This is a genomic window from Kutzneria sp. CA-103260, assembly GCF_018263855.1.
GTDB lineage: Bacteria > Actinomycetota > Actinomycetes > Mycobacteriales > Pseudonocardiaceae > Kutzneria.
The window spans coordinates 3729289-3751506 of the sequence record NZ_CP073318.1 but is presented as its reverse complement, the minus strand read 5'-3'; the positions used below and the strand labels follow the sequence as shown (position 1 = coordinate 3751506).

Annotated in this window: 13 protein-coding genes; 4 read left to right on the top strand and 9 right to left on the bottom strand. The window is 69.5% G+C overall.

Annotated features, from left to right (window positions below; translation table 11 throughout):
• Positions 1 to 15: 15 nt before the first annotated feature.
• The 7 genes from JJ691_RS16050 to JJ691_RS16020 form a co-directional block, all read right to left on the bottom strand.
• Positions 16 to 1467: a glycoside hydrolase family 43 protein gene (locus JJ691_RS16050; RefSeq protein WP_211769559.1), complete on the bottom strand. Its 1452-nt coding sequence runs from the start codon at positions 1465 to 1467 to the stop codon at positions 16 to 18.
• The gene (locus JJ691_RS16045) at positions 1467 to 3431 is read right to left on the bottom strand and encodes a beta-galactosidase (RefSeq protein WP_211769558.1); all 1965 of its coding nucleotides are present in this window, start codon (positions 3429 to 3431) and stop codon (positions 1467 to 1469) included. The genes JJ691_RS16050 and JJ691_RS16045 overlap by 1 nt, the downstream gene beginning before the upstream one ends.
• The gene (locus JJ691_RS16040; protein ID WP_211769557.1) at positions 3428 to 5464 is read right to left on the bottom strand and encodes a glycoside hydrolase family 31 protein; all 2037 of its coding nucleotides are present in this window, start codon (positions 5462 to 5464) and stop codon (positions 3428 to 3430) included. Before JJ691_RS16040 ends, JJ691_RS16045 begins: the two co-directional genes overlap by 4 nt.
• Positions 5465 to 5540: 76 nt before the next feature.
• On the bottom strand, positions 5541 to 6563 hold the full coding sequence (locus JJ691_RS16035; protein ID WP_211769556.1) for a LacI family DNA-binding transcriptional regulator: 1023 nt from the start codon (positions 6561 to 6563) through the stop codon (positions 5541 to 5543).
• 27 nt (positions 6564 to 6590) lie between these two features.
• Positions 6591 to 7541, bottom strand: a complete 951-nt coding sequence (locus JJ691_RS16030) for a carbohydrate ABC transporter permease (protein WP_249227967.1) — start codon at positions 7539 to 7541, stop codon at positions 6591 to 6593.
• Positions 7538 to 8452, bottom strand: a complete 915-nt coding sequence (locus JJ691_RS16025; RefSeq protein WP_249227966.1) for an ABC transporter permease — start codon at positions 8450 to 8452, stop codon at positions 7538 to 7540. Before JJ691_RS16025 ends, JJ691_RS16030 begins: the two co-directional genes overlap by 4 nt.
• Positions 8449 to 10116, bottom strand: coding sequence for an ABC transporter substrate-binding protein (locus JJ691_RS16020; RefSeq protein ID WP_211769555.1), 1668 nt, complete (start codon positions 10114 to 10116; stop codon positions 8449 to 8451). Before JJ691_RS16020 ends, JJ691_RS16025 begins: the two co-directional genes overlap by 4 nt.
• Positions 10117 to 10318: 202 nt before the next feature.
• On the opposite strand from JJ691_RS16020, the gene JJ691_RS16015 reads away from it, so the two are divergent.
• Positions 10319 to 13117 carry a glycoside hydrolase family 3 protein gene (locus tag JJ691_RS16015; protein WP_211769554.1) on the top strand — a complete coding sequence of 933 codons (2799 nt, stop codon included), beginning with the start codon at positions 10319 to 10321 and terminating at the stop codon, positions 13115 to 13117.
• Between the two features lie 354 nt (positions 13118 to 13471).
• On the opposite strand, the gene JJ691_RS16010 is transcribed toward JJ691_RS16015, so the two are convergent.
• Complete coding sequence (locus JJ691_RS16010) at positions 13472 to 14806, bottom strand: glycoside hydrolase family 28 protein (RefSeq protein WP_211769553.1); 1335 nt, start codon at positions 14804 to 14806, stop codon at positions 13472 to 13474.
• Between the two features lie 105 nt (positions 14807 to 14911).
• On the opposite strand from JJ691_RS16010, the gene JJ691_RS16005 reads away from it, so the two are divergent.
• Positions 14912 to 16339, top strand: coding sequence for a glycoside hydrolase family 28 protein (locus JJ691_RS16005; RefSeq protein ID WP_211769552.1), 1428 nt, complete (start codon positions 14912 to 14914; stop codon positions 16337 to 16339).
• Between the two features lie 101 nt (positions 16340 to 16440).
• Here the strand turns inward: JJ691_RS16005 and JJ691_RS16000 are convergent, their stop codons facing one another.
• Positions 16441 to 19713 (bottom strand): GH92 family glycosyl hydrolase, encoded by a 3273-nt coding sequence (locus JJ691_RS16000; RefSeq protein ID WP_211769551.1) that lies wholly within the window; start codon positions 19711 to 19713, stop codon positions 16441 to 16443.
• 472 nt (positions 19714 to 20185) lie between these two features.
• Here JJ691_RS16000 and JJ691_RS15995 point away from each other — a divergent pair, with 472 nt between their 5' ends.
• Together JJ691_RS15995 and JJ691_RS15990 are read left to right on the top strand one after the other, a co-directional pair.
• The gene (locus JJ691_RS15995) at positions 20186 to 20653 is read left to right on the top strand and encodes a general stress protein (RefSeq protein ID WP_211769550.1); all 468 of its coding nucleotides are present in this window, start codon (positions 20186 to 20188) and stop codon (positions 20651 to 20653) included.
• A 116-nt stretch (positions 20654 to 20769) separates the two neighbouring features.
• Entirely contained in the window at positions 20770 to 22125 is a 1356-nt protein-coding gene (locus tag JJ691_RS15990) for a DUF488 family protein, N3 subclade (RefSeq protein WP_249227965.1), read from the top strand.
• The last annotated feature ends 93 nt before the right edge of the window (positions 22126 to 22218 follow it).

Here is a 22218-nt window from a genome sequence, read left to right as displayed (position 1 = left end):
GTCGTGTCCTCTTTCTCAGTGGTGGTAGTCGAACCAGTCGAAGTGGACGGCGCCGGCCGCGGCGTACATGCCGATGACCCGACCGGTGAAGCCGCCGGCCACCTCGGTCGAGAGGTACCGGCCGTCCAACTCGGCCAGCGCCTCGAAGACGCCGTCCGGATGCTCGATGCCCAGGCCGATGGTGTCGGGGCCGGTGCGCGGGTCCTGGACTGCTCGCGGCGCGATGTTCACGCCGAGCACCAGCGGACTCACCGGCACCGTCAGACGCGCGATCACGCTGCGCAGTGGGCCGATGCGGGCGATCACGATGACCTCGCCGGCCGTCGCCTCGATCTCGTAGTGGTGCTGCTCATCCAGTCGGACCGCCAGACCGCCGCGACCGTCCAGGGGATCGACCAGCGTCCGCACCTGACAGGTCAGGTGCTGCTGACGTCGGCCGACGAACGCGACGTCGGCCTCGTCCATCGAGCCGCCGGCCGCGTGCAGGGTCAGCCAGCCGGGGCGTTCGTCGAGGCGGCCGGCGCGGTTGCGTGGCGACACCCAGCATGGTCGCAGGCGGTCCTGGTCGAAGTCGTCGCGGCTAGAGGGTTCCGGCGTCGGCCGCAATGGCCAGGGCGGATCGGACATGGCCGGCAGGAGCTCGCCGACGACCGGCCAGCCGTCCACCCACGACACCGGGGCGAGATACGTCTCCCGCCCGAGCACGTGCCAGCCTGGCGTGCCGCCGCCCGGTCGCACGCCCAGCAGAAGCATCCACCAGGAACCGTCCGGCGCCTGGACAAGGTCGGCGTGCCCGGTGTTCTGGATCGGGCTGTCGGTGCCGCGGTGGCTCAGGATGGGATTGGTCGGGCACGGCTCGAACGGCCCGGTCGGCGCGCTGCCGCGAGCGATGGAGACGGCGTGTCCGCGTTCGGTGCCGCCCTCGGCGATCATCAGGTACCAGTGGTCGCCGATCCGGTACAGGTGCGGTGCTTCCGGCGCCTTCGCCCCGTCGGAGCCGGACCAGATCCGTCGCGCCGCACCGAGGGTTTTTCCGGTGTGCGGGTCGATTTGGACCTGGTGCACGCCGGCGAGCGTGCACCAGCAGTTGCCCTCGTCGTCCCAAGCCAGGTCGGGATCGATGCCGTGGACATCGGGCAGCCAGATCGGATCGGACCACGGCCCGGCCGGGTCGAGCGCGGTCACCAGCAGATTGCCGCCATCGCTGACATTCGTGACGATGAGCCAGAACCGGCCGTCGTGATGGCGCAGGGCGGGGGCGTAGACGCCGCCGGACGACGGCGTGCCGGGCGGCAGCGGCCGGTCGAGGGCGTTGCCGATCTGCCGCCAGTGCACCAGATCCTGGCTGTGGAAGACCGGCACGCCGGGCACGTACTCGAAACTGGAGCAGGCGAGGAAGTAGTCCTCGCCGACCCGGCAGACGCTGGGATCCGGGTGGAAGCCGGGCAGTACGGGATTGACGAACACTATGGGCTCCTGAGCACCGCGCAGCCGCCGGGACGCACCTCGTGGATGGCGCCGGCGGTGAGCAGGTCGTGGGCGGATGCCGGCAGCCGGGCCGGCTCGGCGGTGTGGTTGAGGACGATGTGCCAGCGGCGGCCGTCTTCGGCGTGCCGGGTGACGGCTTCGACGCCGGGCGGCAGGCCCGGCAGGTCCGGTTCGACGGATGCCGCCGCCAGCAGGCGAGCGATCAGGGCGGCGTAGCCCGCGTCGTCGAGACGGGTCGACAGGTACCACCCCCGGCCGTGCCGGGTGAGCGCCGGACTCCCGGCGAGCATGCCGGTGGTGTACGCGGCGACGGCCTCCGCCCCGTGGAGCCGCACGGATTCGCTCCAGCAGTCGCCATGCGTGCCGTCGGACAGGACAAGGCGCTCGTCCCGCGCGAGCGGCCGGTGTTCCTCGACCCGGATGCCCAGCGCCTCGCGCAGCGGTGCGGCCGGATAGCCACCGAGCCGGGCGTGCAGACGGTCGTCGACCACGCCGTTGGCGTACTGGACGAGTAGCGTGCCGCCGCCGGCGACGAAGCGGCGCAGGTTCGCCGCGCCGGCGTCGGAGAGCAGGAACAGGGCCGGCGCCAACACCAGGCGGTAGCGGCTGAGGTCGTGTTCGGGGTGGGCGAAATCCGTTGTGACGCCGGCGTTCCACAGCGCCCGGTGGGCTCGGGCGAGTGCGGAGCGGTAGTCGAGGTCGGCCGAGGGCAGACCGTCGCCGTCCATGGACCACCAGGCATCCGAGTCGTGCAGTACGGCGGCGTGTGCCCGCACGGTGGATCCCGCCAGCTCGCCGAGCCGTCCGAGCGCCGAACCGAGGGCCACCACCTCGCGGTGGATGCGGCTGTCCGGGCCGGCGTGCGGCACCATCGCCGAGTGCCACTGCTCGGCGCCGGCGCGGGACTGCCGCCACTGGAAGAACAGGGTCCCGTCCGCGCCGTGGGCGAGGTGGCCGAGGCTGTGGCGCAGAATCTCCCCGGGCTCCTTGGCCAGGATTCGATCGGCCGTGTACACGGTGTTCGTGCCCTGTTCCATGAGCAGCCACGGCCGGCCGCCGCCGAACGACCGGGCGCGGTCGCCGCCGAAGGCGGTGTCGGCCGCCGCGTCGATGCCGGGCCCGCTCGGATAGTGGTCGATGGCGACGACGTCGACTTCCCGGCCGAAGGCCCACAGGTCCAGGTTCTGGTAGGCCGGAACCATGAGGTTGGTCGTCACCAGGCGGTCGCTGTGCCCGCGGATCGCGTCGCGCTGCTCCCGGTACGCGGCCAACGCCTCGTCGGACCAGAACCGGCGAAAATCCAGTGCCTGCCCCGGATTCTTGTGCCACTGGGTGGCGCGTGGCGGCAGCACCTGGTCCCAGGCCGTGTAGTGCTGGCTCCAGAAGGCCGTTCCCCAGGCCTCGTTCAGCGCGTCGAGCCCGTCGTAGCGCCGACGCAGCCAGTTCCGGAACGCCGCGGCGACCTGGTCGCACCAGCACAGCGTCAGGTACTCGTTGTGCACATGCCACAGCGCCACCGCCGGATGGTTCCCGTAGCGCTCGGCCAGCGCGGTGGCGATGCGGCGGGCGGCGTCGCGGTAGGCCGGGGCCACGAGGCAGTAGGTGTCGCGGCTGCCGTGGACGAGCCTCGTGCCGTCGGCCGTCACCGGCAGCGCGTCCGGGTGGGCGAGGGTAAACCAGGGTGGCGGTGACGCGGTCGGCGTGGCCAGGTCGACGGCGACACCGTTGGCGTGCAGGCGATCCAGCTGGTCGTCGAGCCAGGCGAAGTCGTACTCGCCTTCCGCCGGCTCCAGCAGGGCCCAGGAGAAGACGCCGACCGTCGCCAGGTTGACGCCGGCCCGGCGCATCAGCTCGTCGTCCTCCCGCCACACCGCCTCGTCCCACTGCTCGGGGTTGTAGTCCCCGCCGAAAGCCAGTCCACCGAGCCGATCGGCCAGGGTCATGGCCGCTCCTGGACCGGGAGCTCGGCACCGTCGCGGAGGAAGAGCGGGATGCGGTCGAGCGGCGCGGCCACGGTGACCGCCTGGCCGCCGACGTGCTCCTCGCCCGTCCAGGCATCGGTCCAGTGTGCGCCGGCCGGCAGGTGCACAGTCCGCTCCCGGACGCCGGCCTCCGTGACCGGCGCGACCAGCAGGTCGGGGCCGAACAGGAACGTGTCCTCGACCAGCCAGGACGCCGGGTCGTCGGGGAACTCCAGGAACAGCGGCCGCATCGGCGGCAGGCCGGTCTCGGCGGTGGTCCGCATCTGCGCCAGCACGTACGGGCGCAGCCGCTCGCGCAGGCGCAGGTGGGCGGCGAGGATGTCGTACGCCTCCTCGCCGTAGGACCAGACCTCGTTGGGCCGGCCGGTCATCGCCGGCTCCAGCACCTGCGCCGGCCCGCGGAAGCCGTGCAGGCGGAACAGCGGGCAGAAGGTCCCGTACTGGAACCACCGCACCAGCACCTCACGGTAGGTCGGATCGTCCGGGTCGCCGCCGTGAAAGCCGCCGATGTCCGTGGTCCACCAAGGGATCCCGGACATCATCACGTTCAGGCCGGCCTTGATCTGGATCCGCAGCGAAGCGAAGTCCGTGCCGATGTCGCCGGACCAGAGCGCCGCCCCGTAGCGCTGTGCGCCGGCCCAGGACGACCGGTTGAGCGAGACGATCTCGGTCTCGCCGGCGGCCCGCAGGCCGTCGTGCACTGTCCGCGCGTTCTCGCGGGGGTAGAGGTTGCCGACCTCCAAGCCTGGGCCGGCGTGGTAGCGCAGGCCGTTCTGGTGTCCTGGCTTGAGCTCCGGCTCGGACGCGTCCAGCCAGAAGACCTTGATGCCCAACTCGTGGTAGCCGCGCCGGATCTGCTCCCAGACGTAGTCGCGCGCCTCGGGATTGGTCGAGTCGTAGAAGGCAACCTGCGCGGAGTACGCGCCGAGGCCCTTGTCCGGCCAGTCGGCGTGCGCCACCGGTCCGTACTCGGTCCCGATGAACAGGCCCCGGTCCAGCATCGGATGGAAGTTCTCGCTTCCCGGGCTGACCGACGGCCACACCGAGACCATCAGCTTGACGCCGAGCTCGTCCAGCTCGCGGACCATGGCCGCCGGGTCGGGCCACTCGGCCGGGTCGAAGCGCCACTCGCCGAGATGCGTCCAGTGGAAGAAGTCGCACACGATCACCGACAGCGGCAGCCCGCGCCGCTTGTACTCGCGCGCGACCTCCAGCAGCTCGTGCTGGGTGCGGTAGCGCAGCTTGCACTGCCAGAAACCGGCGGCCCACTCGGGAAGTTCGGGGCTGTGGCCGGTGGCGTCCGCGTAGCGGCGCAACACCTCGGCCGGCTGCCCGGCGGTGATCCAGTAGTCGATCTGCCGGGCGCTGTCGGCCACCCAGCGGGTGCCGGTCTCGGCCAGCTCCACCCGGCCGATGGCGGGGGAGTTCCACAGCAGGCCGTAACCGCGGTCGGACACCAGCAGCGGAATGGTCACTTCTCCGTTGCGCTGCACCAGATCGACGACCGCGCCCTTCTGGTCGAGCAGGCCATGCGTGTGCTGGCCCAGGCCGTAGAGCCGCTCGCCCGGGTAGGCGCGGAACCGCTGTTCGAGCCGGTGGTAGCCGTTGCCGGTGGCGGTGGCCAGCCGCGGCCCGGGCCACCAGAAGTGCGCGGGCTGCTCGGCCAGCAGCTCACTGCCGTCGTCACCGCGCAGGAAGGTCAGCCGGCCGGCCGCCGCGGGGAGATCGGGGGTGAGCCGGCCCTCGGTGCCGGCGTCGATCCGTACGGTCAGAGTCCCGTTCGCGAGGGTCGCGGAGTGCTCGGCGACGGTGATGCGCGCCTTGCCGCCGTCGGGTGGCGTGTCGAGCAGGGCCCCGGGCAGGTCGTCGAGCACCGGCCCGGCGGCGCTGACCCGGACCCGGACGGCGTCCGGGCCCCACGCCTCCACGCGCAGGGTCTCGCCGTGGGCCCGCCATTCGAGGGCGTCGCCGAGGTCGTGGAAATGCGGGGACATGCGGTGCTCCTCTGTCAGGGCGCGCGGATCCGGACCGCGCGGGCTGCGCGGCCTGGCATCGGTTGTGGGGGAGTGGTTAGCGAGGCGCGGGGCCGGTGCTCTCGCGGACGGTCAGGACCGGGGTGAGCAGGACGAGTTCGTCACTGGGCTGGATGCCCTGCCCCGCCGCGGTGATCCGGTTCATGACCTGCTCCACGGCGACACGGCCGAGTTCCTTCGTCGGACCCGTGACGGCGGTCAGCCGCGGCGCGTACTGTTCGGCCAGCTGTTCCGGGCACAGCGCCACCACCGAGGCGTCTTCGGGGACCGTCTTCCCGCTGCCGCGCAGCAGGTTGAGCAGCGGCCCGATCGCGCCCTCGTTCTGCACCACGAATCCGGTCGTGTCCGGCCGGTCGGCCAGGACGCGGGCGAGCGTGCCGGCGGTGCTCTCGAACGTGCCTTCGCAGGGCCGGTGCAGGAACCGCAGTCCGCGTTGTTCTGCGCGATCCCGGAAGCCCCGCAGCGTGCGCTCGGCGTACCCGACATGACGGTGGTAGATGCCGGAGCCGTAGCCGATGAAGGCGATCTCGCGGTGGCCGAGATCGGCGAGGTGGTCGGCGCAGAGCGCGCCGGCGGCGGCGAAGTCGTGGTCCACACAGGACACACCGGTCGTGTCGTCGGGCAGGCCGATGAGCGCGGCCTGCGTGCCCTGTGCGCGCAGCGCCGGGATGCGCTCATCGGCCAATTCGACGTCCATCAGGATCACCCCGTCGGCCAACCCGCTGACCGCCACCCGCCGCACACCCTCCGGCCCCTCGTCGTTGGTGATCAGCAGCACGTCGTAGCCGTGCTGACGGGCCGCCACGGTGACCGAGATGGCGATCTCCATCATGATCGGCACGTAGACGTCGGCGGTCAGCGGCACCACCAGGGCGACGATGTGCGACCGGCGGGCGGCCAGCGCGCGGGCGCCGGCGTTGGGGTGGTAGCCGAGTTCGACCACGGACTGCTCCACGCGGCGCCGGGTCGACGCCGAGATCGAGCGCTTGCCGCTCAGCACGTAGCTGACCGTGCTGGCCGAGACGCCCGCGTGCTTGGCCACATCGGCGAGTGTCACCATCGGTGGTGCTCCTGGTTCCTCGGTCGGTCAGCCCTTGATCGCACCGGTCAGCACACCGGTGCGGAAGTGCTTCTGCATGAACGGGTACACGATCAGCAGCGGCACCAGCGTCAACACCACCACCGCCATCTGCAGCGACAGCGGCGCGGTCTGGGCGTGGGTGCTGCCGAAGCCGGAGTTGACCGAGCCCGGCAGGCCGTTGCCGCGGTTGACGAAGGTCAGCAGGACGTACTGCAGCGGCCACTTCTCGCTGTCGGTCGGCATGTAGAGCATCACGTTGAAGAACGAGTTCCAGTAGCCGACCGCGTAGAACAGCGCGATCACCGCGGTGACGGCGCGCGAGGTGGGCAGCACGATGGACCACAGGATCCGCCAGTCGCCGGCGCCGTCCATCCGGGCCGCGTCGATCAGCTCGGCGGAGGTGCCCGAGTAGAACGACCGCAGCACCAGGATGTTGAACACCGACACGGCGCTGGGCAGGATCAGCGCCCACCACTGGTCGTAGCCGCCGAGGCCGGTGACGACGAGGAAGGTGGGGATCAGGCCGCCGCTGACGAACATGGTGACGACCAGCGTGATCAGGATGACCCGGTGGCCGAGCGAGCGCGGCCGGGACAGGCCGTAGGCGCACAGCACCGACACGGCCATCGACACCGCCGTGCCGATCACGGTGATGCCCAGGCTGACCAGCAGCGACGTGCGTACGGTCGAGTCGCTGAGCATCTCCCGGTACGGCTCGATGGTCAGCCCGTCCGGCCAGATCACCAGGCCACCAGCGCGGTTGATGGCGCCCGGTGTGGACAGGCTGGTGACCACGATGATCCACAGCGGCACGAGGACGACCGCCAGCATTCCGCCGAGGGTCAGGCCCTTCGCGGCCTGGCCGACGGTCGTCGGCGGCTCCTCCCAGGCCGGCCGTCCCGTGCCGGCGCGCGGTGCGGCCGGCGCGGCGGCGGGCCGTTCGATCATGAGTGTCATCGGCGGTACAAGCCGTCCTCCCCGAACGCGTGCGCCAACCGGTTGGCGCCCCAGATGAGCAGCAACGAGATGACGCTCTTGAACAAGCCCGCCGCCGCGCCGTAGCTGTAGTTGCCGGTGGCGATGCCGTAGTAGAAGGAGAACGTGTCCAGCACGTCGGCGGCGTCGTGGCCGACCGCGTCCCGCTGGATCAGGAACTGCTCGAAGCCCACGGTCAGCGCGTTGCCCAGGCGTAGCACCAACATCAGCACGATCACCCCGCGCAGGCCGGGCAGGGTGATGTGCCACATCCGCCGCCACCGGCCGGCGCCGTCCACCGCGGCCGCCTCGTACATGTCGGTGTTGATCGCGGCCAGCGCGGCCAGGAACACGATGATGCTCCAGCCGGCTTCCTTCCACACGGCCTGGGAGGTGACCAGCAGCGCGAAGGTGCCCGGGTTGGTCATCAGGTCCCAGGCGCCGAGGTCGTGCCCGCGCAGGAACTGGTTGAGCACGCCGGCCCCGCCGAGCATCTGCTGGAAGATCGTGATGGCCAGCACCCACGAGAAGAAGTGCGGCAGGTAGACCACGGACTGCACGAAGTTGCGGATCCGCTCGGACAACACGGAGTTGAGCAGCAGCGCCAGCGCGATCGGGACCGGGAAGAACAGCACCAGCTGCACGAAGCTGAGGTAGAGCGTGTTGCGCAGCGCCTCCCAGAACAGCGGGTCGCCGAACAGCTGGCGGAACTGGTCGAACCCGACCCAGTCGCTCTGCCACACGCCGACCAGCGGGTCGTAGTCCTGGAACGCGGTGAGCAGGCCGGACAGCGGCACGTAGTTGAAGACCACCAGCAGCACCACCGCCGGCACGGTCATCAGCAGCAGGCTGCGGTCCCGCCGCAGCCTGGTCCGCCAGGTCTGGCTGCTCACTGGCCGGTGCCGTACTTGTTGAGCACGTTGTCGGTCATCCACTGCTTGAGCCGGTCGCCGCCGTTCGACTTCCAAGTGGCGATCGCGGCCTGCACGTCCGAGACCTTCTTCTTGCCGTGGTAGCAGTCCTTCACGGTGTCCTCGACGGCCTGCGCGGCGTCGGCGGTGGCCAGCGACTGCGGCATGCTGAAGTTCATGCTCCAGAAGACCGGCTTGGTCAGCGCCTTCACGTTGGCGGCCTGCCAGGCCGTGTAGTCCTTGGTGACGATGTCCCCACCCGGGTTGCTGATCACCGACGGCGGGGAGGCCAGGAACGGGTAGGTCTGCGCCTGCACGTCCTTCTTTCCCTCGTCGGTGGCGGTCGGCACGCCGTTCTGCCGGGTGAAGTGCGTGCCCTCGACGCCGAAGTTGACCATCGTGTACTCGGCGGTGCCGTAGGGGGCGGCCAGGTAGTTGGCGACCGCCAGCAGCTCCTCGATCTGGTCGGGCTTCAGGTTCTTGTTCAGGTAGCTGATCATGTTGGTGGCGGGGCCGAGGAAGAAGCGCGGCGTGGACTTCCCGTCGGCGGCCAGGGCGTTGAACGCGCCGCGCCGGTAGCTCGGGGTCGCGGCCGTGCCGGACTGGTAGTCGGCGAGGTTCCACGCGCCGGTGCCACCGCCCTGGATCAGCGTCTTGCCGGCGTAGAACCGAGTGACGGCGTTGACGTTGTCGCCGGCGATCGCGTCCGGGTGCATGTAGCCGGAGGTCGCCAGCCGGTAGTGCCATTCCATCGCGTCCAGGAATGCCGGCAGCTCGTACTTGTGCACCAGCTTGCCGTCCTGGACCGCCCACTTCAGCGGCAGGTTCCAGGACGGGAACAGGTAGGTCCACACGTCGTCGAACGCCCAGACGCCGGCCTTGGCGTCGGTCAGCTCCTTGCCCAGATTCATCAGGTCGTCGGCCGAGCGGACCTGATCGGCGGTGATGCCCTTGGCGTCGAACAGGTCGCGGCGGAAGAAGACCGTGCCGGCGATGGTGAAGCCGCTGGAGAAGGACGGGATGCCGTACAGCTTGTCGCCCCAGGCGCCGGCCCGCCACGCGGCGGTGGGGATGGACGCGAGGTTCGGGTACTTCTTGATGTTGTCGCCGGACAGGTACGGCGTCAGGTCGGCCAGCTGCGTGCCGGCGAGCTCGCCCACGTTGAAGTTGGGGTTCCACCAGCTCGGCAGGTTGACCCAGTCCGGCAGCTGCCGGGCGGCGGTCATCGTCGGGATGATCGTGTTGTAGTTGTTGCCGTCGGCCGGCTTCATCGTCAGGGTGACGCCCAGCGCCATGTTCATGGCCTGGTAGAAGGAGTTGCCGGCCGGCGGCACGGTGCCCCACAGCGGCGTGACGGCGGTGTAGCTGCCGCCCTTGCCCGGCTTGCCGGAGACGGTGGCGACCGGGTTGGCCGGGTAGCTGAGGAAGCCGGGATCGGTCATCACGTCCGGACCGCCCGCCACCGACGGGATGTCCGGCTTGACCGGCGTGCTCGGCACGTACGCCGGCAACGCCGCCTTGAGCCCGGCTTCGCTGTTGACGCCGGCAGTCTGCTGGTTGCCACCGCCGCAGGCCGACAGCAGCGGCGCCACTGCGGTGGCCCCGGCGATCGACGCGGCGGTGCCGAGGAAGCGTCTGCGATTCAACTCGTTGACCATGCTGCGGCGGCCCTTCTCCGTTGAAGTGTCGAAGCGCTTGAATCGACGGCGACCGTAGCGGGCCGTTTTCCTCTTCGACAAGCCTTTCGACAAGTCCGGAAAACGCACTGACCTGCCTCGTTGACAGCCCTGTCGGCGCGTGCCACCGTCGAAACGCTCCAACTTCTCTGCTCCCCGAGGGGTATCCCACGTGAGTTCGCTGCCCGCTGCCGCCGTCGAGCGGCTGCCTTTCCGCGACCCGACACTGGATCTGGACAAGCGCATCGACGACCTGCTCCGCCGGCTCGCGTTCGATGAGCGGCTGGCGATGCTGCACCAGTACGCGCCGGCGATTCCACGGCTCGGTGTCGCCGCGTTTCGCACCGGATCCGAGGCGCTGCACGGTGTTGCCTGGCTCGGCGTGGCGACCGTCTTCCCGCAAGCGGTCGGGCTGGGCGCGACCTGGGACGAGGATCTGGTGCGTCGCGTCGCCGAAGCCGTGTCGACCGAACTGCGGGCCTTCCACTACCACCGGCCGCCCACGGTCGGCACCGGGGCCAACAGCCTGCAGGCCTGGGCGCCCGTGGTGAACCTGCTGCGGGACCCGCGTTGGGGACGCAACGAGGAGGGCTACTCCGAGGACCCGGTGCACACTTCGCGGCTGGCCGTCGCCTACTGCCGGGGCCTGGCCGGGGACCACCCGACGTTCCTGCGCACGGCCCCGGTGGTGAAGCATTTCCTGGCGTACAACAACGAGGACGACCGCTGCGTCACCTCCTCGGCCGTCCGGGCCCGGGTGCTCCAGGAGTACGACCTGGCCGCCTTCCGCCCGGTTGTCGAATCCGGCGCGGTCACCGGCGCGATGGCGGCCTACAACCTCGTCAACGGACGGCCCTGCCACGTCAGCCCGCTCATCGAGACCGAACTGCGCTACTGGGCTGACCACGAGTTGTTCGTGGTCAGCGATGCCGAAGCGCCGTCCAATCTCGTCGACGTCGAGCACTACTTCGACGACCACGCACAGGCCCACGCGGCCGCGCTCCGCGCCGGTATCGACAGTTTCACCGACCACGGCGAGGACAGCGACGTGTCGATCGGCCGGCTGCGCGAGGCGCTGCGACGCGGTCTGATCGGCATGTCCGATGTGGACCGTGCGGTGCGCCGGCAGCTGCTGGTCCGCTTCCGGCTCGGCGAATTCGACCCAAGCGTCGACCCGTACGCGTCGATCGGCCCCGACGTGATCGACTGCGCCGAGCACCGCGAGCTGGCGCTGCGGTCCGCGACCGAATCCGTTGTGCTGCTGCGCAACGAGGGCTTGCTGCCGCTGGACGCCGCCCGCGCGCCGAGGATCGCGGTCATCGGTCCGTTGGCGGACACGCTGTGCGAGGACTGGTACAGCGGCACGATGCCGTACCGGATCACTGTGGCGGCTGGTCTCGCCGAACGACTCGGCAAAGTGTCCTGTGTGGACGGATCGGACCGTGTCGCGCTGCGTTCGCGGGCCACCGGCGAACTGCTCGGCGGGATGGCCTTCGACGTAGTCGACTGGGGCGGCGGCGCGGTGACCCTGCGCTCCGCCGACACCGGCCGCTACCTCAGCCTCCAGGGCGACAACACGCTCGTCGCCGACAAGGAGGTGCTCAAGAGCTGGGAGGTGCGGGAGACCTTCCGCCTGGAAGCCGACGGCGACCTGGTGCTGCTGCGCAGTGTGCTGACCGGACGCTACGCCGCCGCTGACGGGACCGTCACCGCCGAGACGCCCGAGGACGCCGAGCGCTGGCACCGCGAGGTGCTGCGGGACGGCGTCGCGGCGGCCCGCGCCGCGGCCGAAGCGGCCGATGTCGCGGTGGTCGTGCTGGGCAATCACCCGATGATCAACGGCCGCGAGACCGAGGACCGGGCGGACATCGCGCTGCCGGCGGGGCAGGAAGCGTTGCTGCGCAACGTCGCCGAAGTCCGTCCGGCGACGTCGCTGGTCGTGATGAGCAGTTATCCCTATGCCCTCGACTGGGCCGAGGAGCACCTGCCCGCCGTGGTGTGGATGTCCCACGGCGGGCAGGAATCCGGCCGCGCGCTGGCCGCCGTCCTGCTGGGCGAGGCCGACCCGGCCGGCCGGCTGCCGCAGACCTGGTACCGGGGCACCGACATCCTGCCGGATCCGCTCGACTACGACGTCATCAAGGCCGGTTGGACCTACCAGTACCACTGGCCGGCGCCGTTGTACCCGTTCGGCCACGGCCTGTCCTACACCGAGTTCGAGTACCGCGACGTGCGGCTGTCCACCGGCGCGATCGGGCAGCACGGCTCGGTCGAGGTTTCGCTGACCGTGGCCAACACCGGCGCCCGGGCCGGGACCGACGTCGTGCAGCTCTACGTCCGGGCGCGGGACGCCCGTTACGAGGCGCCACGGCTGCGGCTGGCCGACTTCGCCAAGATCCGGCTGGGCGCGGGCGAGAGCCAGGACGTCGCGTTCCGCCTGCCGGCCGAACGACTGGCCCACTGGGATGTCGCGATCGGCGACTTCACCGTCGATCCCGGCTCCTACGAAGTGCTCGTCGCCCGCTCGGCCGAGGACGTCGTGCTTTCCGCGCCGCTGACGGTCGCCGGGCCGGCCCCGGAGCCCCGTGCGGTGGTCGACCGCCGCACGGCTGCCGCCGATTTCGACGACTACGCCGGCATCGACCTCGTCGACGAGAGCCCGACCGCCGGCGACGCCGTCGCTGCCGTGTCGCCGAACGTGCCCGCACAGCTGTGGTTCCGTTCGGTCGACCTGACCGGCTCGGTGCGGGTCGAGGCCGAGGTGGCCCGGGCGGGCGACGAGGGGCCGTGCCGGCTGGAGTTTCGGGCCGGTGGTCGGCTGCTGGCGGCTGTCCCGGTGCCCGTCACCGGCCACCGCCATGCCTGGACGACCGTCACCGCCGAGCTACCGGCGCGGCTGACCGGTGTGCACGACCTGACGCTGTCCCTGCGCGGGCCCTTCCGGCTCGCCGCCTTCCGGTTCCGATCGTGACGGCGGGGGAGTTCCTTACCACCAGGCGGCATGGGCGGACGTGCCGGCAAGGTCGTGTTTCACCAACCGGCGGTCTGGCGCTCCCCTTTTCTTGTCATGAAGGGCCCCTTCCTCACGTTGAAGTTCGTGAAGGGGTCCTTCATGACGTTGAACGTCAAGGAAGGTCCCTTGATCTTGGGCGGGGGCTGACGCACGGGTGAAACGCGAGCTGGGCGCGGCCAGCAGGAGTTTGCTCGCATCGCATCGCGGCCCGGATCCGGCCGGGACCGGACGGTTCCGGAGTGCGAGCAAAGCTCCATACATCTCATTGCTGCAGCTTCTCGAAGAAGAACTCGTGCTTGAGGAACGAGGCGTTCAACAAGGCCGGCCGCCGATGGTCACGTTGTCGAGCCGCAGGTCCCGAACGTTGGTGGCCACGTTGGCGCCGGACATGGCGGCGATCGCCACGTTGGTCAGGCGCACCGTGCCGATCGGATCCCGTTGGTAGCCGGCCATCTGCCAGCCCTGCCCGCATGACTGGACGGTCCAGTCGACGAGGTCGATGTCGGTCACCGTCGGCAGGTGTTGGCCGGTGTCGCCCTCGCCGTAGTCGAAGTCGACGAGCAGCATCGGGCCGGCGACGGCGCCGACGGCGACCCGCTCCAGCAGGACCGCCTCGACGAACCCGCCGCGCACCGAGTTCGTCTTGATCCGGTGGCAGCTGGCCAGTCCGGCGCTGTTCATCGTCAGGTCGTGGCCGTGCACGTTGCGCACGCCGCCGGTCATCTCGCTGCCGATGGTCACGCCGCCGTGCCCGTTGGCGAAGGTGCTGTGCGCGATCACGATGTTCTGGCAGGGCACGTTCAGCCGACGGCCGTCGGCGTTCCGCCCGGACTTGATGGCGACGCAGTCGTCGCCGGTGTTGAACGAGCAGCCGGTGATGAGCACACCGTCGCAGGACTCCGGGTCGCAGCCGTCGGTGTTGGGGCCGCTGGAGTCCACGGTCACACCGTCGACGGTGACGTTGGTGCACAGCACCGGATTGAGGTGCCAGAACGGACTGTTCGTGAAGGTCACGCCCTGGATCAGCACCCGGTCGCAGCGATAGGGCTGCGCGAACGGCGGCCGGAAGTGGAAGCCCTGGCCGAACACCCGGCCGGCGACCGGCACACCGGCGTCGGCCTGGGCCTCCAACTGCGGGAACTCCTTGTCCCCCAGCGACTTCCAGTCCCACCAGTGGGTCGGGCCGGCCTGGCCGTCCAGCACCCCGGAACCGGTGATGGCGATGTTGGTCTGGCCATGGGCGTAGACGAGAGGGGAGTAGTTCATGAACTCGATGCCCTGCCAGCGGCTGAGGACTGTCGGCAGGTAGTCGCGGGGGTTGGTGCTGAACCTGATCGCACTGCCCGCGGCGAGATGCAGGTCCACATTGCTGAGCAGGTGGATCGGGCCGGTGGCGTGGGCGTCGGTCACCAGCACGTGGCCCCCGCCGGCGCGGTGGCACGCCTCGATGGCACGGCGCAAGGCCGCGGTGTCGTCGGTCTGTCCGTCACCGACGGCGCCGAATCTCGTGACCGGGAACCACTTGTCGGGGAAGCGTGGCCGGCTCGTTGTCGCCGCTGAGGAGGTCGTGGCCGTGGCCAGGCCGATCAGCGGCACGGCCGCGCTCGCGGTGACACCGAGCCGCAACAGGGTTCGCCGGTCGAACATCACGCCTCCGTGATCGATGCGGGCAACGGTCGATCTCGCGGGGTTGACGGAAAGGCGGTGGTACGTGGGAATGGTATATCAGGTCTCGTGTTTCGAGGAGCTGCTATGCGAATCCTGACCTTCGTCGGTGCCGGCGCGCTTGCCGGTCTGCTGATTTTCTCCATGTCAGCGGCCGTTCCGGCGGCGGTTCCGACGGCGACCGGCGATAGTCGCACCGTCCGTGAGCCGACCGTGCCGACGGCGTGCGCCACGATTGGTTCGACACTTTCGAGTCCGGGCAATCGAATGTTCGCTAACAGTCAAGAAAGCGACCCGCCGGACACTGCGCGAATCCAGGCCGCGTTAACGAAGTGCGCCGGAACCGGCAAAGCGGTCGAACTCGAGGCCGGTGGTTCGGCCACGGCCTTCCTGTCCGGGCCGCTCACCGTCGGCGCGGGCGAGACCCTGCTCGTCGACGCCGGGGTGACCTTGTTCGCCGCGCTCAACCCGGCCCGCTACCAGGTTTCCGGCAAACCCACCTGTGGCACCGTGGCCAGCAGCGGGGGTGGGTGCGTGCCGTTCCTGACGGTCAGCGGCGCGAACGCGGCCGTGATGGGCATGCGGAGTGGCTCGGGCAGCCAGGGGCGGATCGACGGCCGCGGCGACCTGAAGCTGTACGGCGGCTCGGAGACCTGGTGGCAGTTGGCCACCGACGCCAAGAACAACGGCGGCACGCAGAACAACCCCCGGCTGCTGGTGGCGTCGGGCAACAACTTCGTGCTCTACGACGTCGATCTGCTCAACTCGCCCAACTTCCACGTCGTGTTCCAGAACGCCGTCGGCTTCACCGCGTGGGGCGTGCGGATCAAGACCCCGGCCAACGCCCGCAACACCGATGGCATCGACCCCGCCGGCGCCACCGACGTCACCATCACCCACTCCTACATCCAGGACGGCGACGACGGCATCGCCATCAAGGCCGGCGGCAACGCGTCGAGGAACATCACGATCTCCGACAACCACTTCTACGGCACCCATGGCATTTCGATCGGCAGCGAGACCAACTCCGGCGTGACCAACGTGCTGGTGCAGGGCAACACCGTGCAGGGAACCGACAGCGCCGGCGTCACCAGTTCGTCCGACAACGGGCTGCGGATCAAGAGCGACGCCAGCCGTGGCGGCAAGGTCTCGCGGGTGACCTACACCGACACCTGCCTGTCCGGCGTGCAGTACCTGCTCGACTTCGACACCAATTACTCGTCCAGCTCCGGGTCGCAGATCCCGTACTTCACCGACATCGTGGTCAACGGAGCCAAGGCGGTCAGTTCCGCACCCGGGGCGCGATCCGTCCTGGACGGCCACGACTCGTCCCACCCACTGGGGCTCACGCTGGAGAACATCTCCCTCGACACCACCAAGACCACAGCACAGTACGCGAACATCGGGGTGTACAAGGCAAACATCACCGCGTCCGGCACGGGCGTGACGGTCAGCGGCGTCTCCGGCAGCGGCAGCGTGCCCAGCTGTGCTTTCCCAACCTACCCGGGGCTGTGACCCTGAGCGCGATGTGGCCCATGGGCAACGGCGTCCGGGCCGCTGCGTGGCCGGCGTCGACAACCCGCCGGCCACGCAGCGATCTCCCGTGGACTAGCCGATCACCCGAAGGCGAGCGAGAACACGTGGAACTGCCCCTGATCGACGTCGGAGGGCAGCGTGACGCTGCTGACCGTCTTGCCGGACTGCAGCGCCGAATCGGCCGCGTAGAGGTAGGTCTTGACGTTCTCCGTCTTGCCGCTGCCGACGATGTCGCGATACGGCGTGGTCACCGCGATGGTGTTGCCGAACGCCACCTTCCCCGCGCCGCCGCCCAACGTCCAGTCGCTGAGCCCGAACGTGATCTTCTGCGAGCTGCCGTCGGTGTAGTTCACCGTCAGCGTGCCCTTGGACCCGGGGTCGGCGTTGGTGGCGCTGCCGAGCAGGCCGATCTTGGCCGCACCGGCGGGCGCGGTCAGCGGAATGGTCTGGCCGCCGGCCTCGATGTTGTCCGGCTGGTCGGCTTCGGCCGTGGGCCACAGGTAGTTCAGGCCGTCCGCGGTGATGGTCGCGCCGGAGGTCACGCCGGCGGCGGCGAGCGCCTTCGCGGAGTACCCGTAGCCGTCGCCGTCGTAGTCACCGGGGCTCGACTTGCCGTCGGTGGCCACACCGGAGTTGTTGTAGTACGGCCACAGCGAACCCGGCTTGGCGACGTCGACCTCGAGCAGCACCTTGGGCAGCGTGGCACCGGTTGACGAGGTCATGGTGACGGTCAGCAGATACCGGCCCTCGGTGTTCGGGGCGGTGATGGAGACCTCCTGCTTGCCGTCGCCACCGGCCGGCACCGACATGGTGCCGTTGGTCGGGCCGACCGCCAGACCGCTCTGCGCGGTCGCCGTCCAGCTCACGGTCTGGGCCGAGGCGGACATGCTGTGCGCGCCGACCGGAACCGTGGTGGTGCTGCCCGTGTTCATGATCAGCTGCGCGCTGGGGTTGGTGTATCCCAGTGCTGGCAACAGGTTGGTGGTGTCCGACGGCGGGGCGTCGGCCGGCTTGCTGCCCCAGTCGGTGTTCGGCGTGGTGCCGAGCTGGTAGGCCAGCTGCCCGCCCCGGGTGAGCTCACCCGCAGGTAGGAAGGTGTGCGTGTAGTTCTTGCCGTCGACCGACAGGCTCTGCACGTAGGGAGCGTCCGCGGCCGCCTGCGGCGCGGTGATCGTCAGGCTCTTGCCGCTGGCCAGGTGCACGGCCGCCTTGGGGAACAGCGGGCTGCCCAGCACCATGGTGTCGCTGCCCGGGGTCTCCGGGTACATGCCCAGCGCCGAGAACACGTACCAGGCGCTCATCGTGCCGAGGTCGTCGTTGCCGACACCGGCGGGCTTGTCCTGCCACAGCTCGTTCTGTGCCTTGCGCACCGCCGCCTGCGCCTTGTACGGGGCGCCGACATAGTCGTATTCCCAAGGGATTTCGATGCTCGGCTCGTTGGACAGGTCGGCGTTCTGCGGGCCGCCGTCCGGACCGATGCTGGCCATCAGGCCGTCGAGCCGCTTGACCCACGCCTCGTTGCCGCCGGAGGCCTGCACGAGTCCCTTGATGTCGAAGGGAACCATCGGCGTGTACTGGTAGGCGTCGGCCTCGACGAAGCCGTTGCCGCTGGCGGGGGTGAAGCCGGTCTGGAACTGGCCGTTGTTGTACTTGGGCTGGAAGAAGCCGGTGCCCGGGTTGAACACGTTCTGCCAGTTCTGGGCGCGTGCGGCCAGCGCCGCCGCGTCGGTGGTGTCACCCAGCGCGGCGGCGTAGGTCGACAGCGCGTGGTCGGCGGTGTTGTACTCCAGCTGCGTGGACACCGGGCCGTAGAAGTTGCAGCAGCCGTAGGTGCCGTCCATCGGCAGGTAGCCCTGCGTGTCGTAGTAGTTCGCGCCGGGCCGGATGTTGCTGGTCTTGTCGGCCTCGGCGAGCATCGCCTCCAGCGCGTGCTTGGTGTCGAAGTCCCGGGCGCCGAACGCGTAGGCGTCGGCGATGATCGGGTCGGCCGGGTCGCCGACCATCACGTAGCTCTCACCGCTGTTCAGCGACCACTTCGGCAGCTGCCCGGTCTGGTCGTAGTCGTTGAGCATCGACCGGATCGAGTCGCTGGTCTGCTGGGGCGCCACGATCGAGGCCAGCTGCACCTGCGAGCGGTAGATGTCCCAACCCGAGTAGTTGCCGTACTGCTGATGGCCCGCCGCCGCGTAGTGCGGTTGGTCGTCGAAGCCCATGTACTCGCCGTTGACGTCGCTGACCACGTTCGGGTGCAGCAGCGCGTGGTAGAGCGCGGTGTAGAAGACCTGCTGCTGCGCGGCGGTGCCGCCACCGATCTGGATCTTGCCCAGCAGGCCGTTCCACGCGGTGTGCGCGGCGGACTTGACGCTGCCGAAGTTCCAGCCGGGGTTCTCCTTGGCGCGGTTGGCCACGGCGTTGTCGGTGCTGACGTAGGACAGGCCGACCTTGGCCTGCACGGTCTGGTTCTTGGTGGTGTCGAAGGTGAGGTAGGCGCCGTCGGCGCCGCTGACCGGCGGCGAGATCAGCGGCGCGGCCGGCTTCGTGCCCTGCGGCGTCGCGCCGTGGTAGATCGGCGCGTGCGGCGACTTGGCGGTCTGTGACGGGTCGGCCTGCGGCGCGGTCGACTTGGCGTCCAGCGAGGTCGAGCCCGCGGCGACGGTCGAGTTCTGCCAGGTGCCCTGGGCGGCGAACGACTGGTCGAACGTCATGTCGAAGTAGACGGTGTACTTGTCGTCGGCGCCGCAGAAGTGGCCGCTGGTGACCCAGCCCGCCACCTCGTGGTCGTTGACGACCTGGAAGTGTGTGGCGTCGGTGCCCGCGGCGCTGTCGGACAGCTTGAACAGCAGGTTCGACGCGGTGCCGGACGGGAAGGTGAACCGACCCATGCCCGAGCGGGTGGTGGCGGTCAGCTCCGACTTCACGCCGCCCGCGGTCACCGCGTAGTAGCCGGGGGCGGCCTGTTCCTGGGTGTGGTCGAGCGGCGCCGTGGCGGAGCCGGGGCTGGTGCCGATGGCGCCGACCGTGGGCAGGATCGGCACGTCGCCCAGCGCGGAGCAGCCGGGGCCGGAGATGTGGTCGAGGCTGAACCCGGTGATCGACTTGTCGGTGTACTCGTAGCCGCCGCCCGCGGGCCGGCTCGGGGTGTCCGGGCTCCACTGGACCATGCCGAAGGGCGCGTCGGCGCCGGGGAAGTCGTCGAAAGCGTTGGAGGTGCCCAGGAACGGGTTGACCGTCGCCGCCGGGTCCGCGACATAGCCAGCAGGGGAGGCTACGGCGTCGACCATGGGCAGCAGGCAGGCCACCGCCGTGCCGGTGGCGACGAACAGTGCTCTGGACAGCGGTCGTGATCGTCTCATCAAGTCTCGGCCTTCTTGTGCTGTGCAACTGGGGAGCAAGCAACCGGTCACACCACCGCCAGCTGGGCTGACAACGTTGTCAAACCGGCGCAATCAAGCGAAATGCATCGATGGAACGGCGTCAACCCTTCGAGTGGCGGGACTACGCGCCGCTATTTCGGACCTATCTGGATCAACGGTGCCATCCGGCCAAGTCGCCGCAGCGGGGCCGGTGTGGCGCAGCCCGGCATCCGCGGTGGGCATGCGCGCCACTGGCGTTCATTGGCCAACCCGAGGCGGGTCTGCCGCGTGACGTATCTGTCAGCGTGACAAAACGTGGCCACCGCGGCGGTAGGTCGCTGCGGGCGCGTGGGGGTACCCACCGCACCACGGGAGAAGTGGAGGCGATCATGAACGTCCCCCGTCACAGCGACTACTACACGAGCGGCCGCTCGTGTTCCGCGGGAAGCGCGGGTTGCGTGGGAGGTATGTGATGCGCAAGTCGGTTACGCAGGAATCGCATCGGGTGCCAGTGGCCGGTTTCGACACCTACGGCGAGGCTGTACGAGCGGTGGACTCGTTGTCGGAACAAGGTTTTCCGGTGCAGCACACCACGATCTCCGGGGTTGGTCTGCGCCTGGTGGAGCACGTGCTCGGCCGGTTGACCTTCCTGAAGGCGGCCGGTATGGGGGCGGCGTCCGGGGTGTGGTTCGGGTTGCTGTTCGGCGTGTTCCTGGCACTGTTCACCGCCGAGACGGTGGCGTGGTTCGCTGTGATCCTCTGGGCGCTGCTGTGGGGCGCGGTCGCCGGTGCGGCCTTCGGACTGATCCAGCACGGCCTCTCTGGTCGACGGCGGGAATTCATTTCGACCCGCCAGTTGCTCGCCGACCGCTACGAGGTGCTGGTCGATCCCGCACACGCCGAACGGGCCCGGCAGCTGCTGGGCATCGGCCGGCCGTGATCGAGCTTGACGGGAGGTCCACATCGCGTTGGCCGTCAGTATCCGAAAACCCGAGGGTCGCCCAGGTTTCGCGACACGTGTAGGCGGCTGTGAACTCCTCGGACTCGGGAGATCCCATGCACAGAAGGAGCGACAACTCCGGCAGCGGGAACCACATCGGCGCCGTGCAGCGGGCGGTGGGTCGGGTCGACCAGTTCCAGCAGCGGCACGAAGCGGTGGCGATCCCCGTCGCGGTTGCGCGCAAGTTCGCCGAGGACCAGTCGATCAACCTGGCCGGCATGATTGCCTTCTGGGCGTTCTTCTCCGTCTTTCCGCTGTTGTTGGTGTTCGTGACCCTGCTGGGCTTCCTGCTGCCCGCCGACATCAAGTCCAGGGTGCTGGAGCACGTCGCGAGCATGTTGCCGTTGGTGGACAGCTCGGCGCTGAATGGGCTGACCGGCTCCTGGTGGGCGCTGCTGCTGGGCCTGGTCAGCGCGTTGTGGAGTGGGCTGGCGGTGGTGCGCACCATCGAAATCGCGTTCAACGCCGTGTGGGGGATCCCCTACGCCAATCGGCCCGGCCTGCCCGTGCGAGTGCTGCGGGGGCTGGGTGTGCTGGCCACCATCGGACTGGGGCTGGTGGCCAGCACGGTGGTCACCGGGTTCGTCTCCGGGGAGTCGACCGGCATCGACCTGGGCTGGCCGGGGCGGGTGGCCGGGTTCGTGGTTGCGGTCGTGCTGGATGTCGGGTTGTTCGTCGCGGCCTTCCGGATCCTGACCAATCGGGAGATCACCACCCGGCAGGTGCTGCCCGGCGCGGTGCTGTCCGGCGTGTTGTTCTGGGTTCTGCAGTCGCTGTCCTCACTGATCATCAGCCGCCAGCTGCACAACGTGCAGACCATCTACGGCCAGTTCGCCACCGTGATCACCATCTTGTGGTGGTTCTACCTGCAGGGCGTGATCACGTTGCTGGGCGCGCAGCTCAACGTGGTGCTCACCGAACGCCTGCACCCCCGTGGCCTGCGCGGCCCGCCGGACACCGAGGCCGATCAACGTGCCTACGACGCCTGGATAACCAGGATGTGGAAGGTCCCCTGCTGGCATGGAAAGAAGGACTGCGTGGATACGCACATCGCCTGTCGCAGAATTTATGATCAGCCCGCTCGGTCGGACGGGGTGCGGGTGCTGGTGGACCGGGTGTGGCCGCGTGGGGTACGCAAGAAGGACGCACACCTGGACGAGTGGCTGCGCGAGGTCGCACCGTCCAACGAGTTGCGCCGATGGTACGGGCACGACCCTGAGCGGTTCGCCGAGTTCCGCCGCCGGTACCTGGCCGAGCTACAGGACCCGCAACGGCGGGAGTCGACCCAGCATCTGTGCTCACTGGCCCGGACCCAGGATCTGACGCTGCTGACTGCGACCCGGGATGTCGAGCACAGCCAAGCCGCCGTGCTGGCCGAGTGGCTGGGGCACAGCCGTAGCCGGTCGAACTGATCCGCCAGACGCCGTGGTGTACAGCCATGTCCCGGGATGCCGGGCGAGTGGCGCGTGGTCACCACTGACCGGATTGCGCCTTTCCAGGTGGTC

Excerpts from the sequence above, each read along its gene's own strand:
- JJ691_RS16035 (WP_211769556.1), bottom strand. The coding sequence starts at position 6,563 with ATGGTGACACTCGCCGATGTGGCCAAGCACGCGGGCGTCTCGGCCAGC.
- JJ691_RS15990 (WP_249227965.1), top strand. The coding sequence starts at position 20,770 with ATGCACAGAAGGAGCGACAACTCCGGCAGCGGGAACCACATCGGCGCC.
- JJ691_RS16010 (WP_211769553.1), bottom strand. The coding sequence starts at position 14,806 with ATGTTCGACCGGCGAACCCTGTTGCGGCTCGGTGTCACCGCGAGCGCG.
- JJ691_RS16000 (WP_211769551.1), bottom strand. The coding sequence starts at position 19,713 with ATGAGACGATCACGACCGCTGTCCAGAGCACTGTTCGTCGCCACCGGC.
- JJ691_RS16005 (WP_211769552.1), top strand. The coding sequence starts at position 14,912 with ATGCGAATCCTGACCTTCGTCGGTGCCGGCGCGCTTGCCGGTCTGCTG.
- JJ691_RS15995 (WP_211769550.1), top strand. The coding sequence starts at position 20,186 with ATGCGCAAGTCGGTTACGCAGGAATCGCATCGGGTGCCAGTGGCCGGT.
- JJ691_RS16045 (WP_211769558.1), bottom strand. The coding sequence starts at position 3,431 with ATGACCCTGGCCGATCGGCTCGGTGGACTGGCTTTCGGCGGGGACTAC.
- JJ691_RS16040 (WP_211769557.1), bottom strand. The coding sequence starts at position 5,464 with ATGTCCCCGCATTTCCACGACCTCGGCGACGCCCTCGAATGGCGGGCC.
- JJ691_RS16030 (WP_249227967.1), bottom strand. The coding sequence starts at position 7,541 with ATGACACTCATGATCGAACGGCCCGCCGCCGCGCCGGCCGCACCGCGC.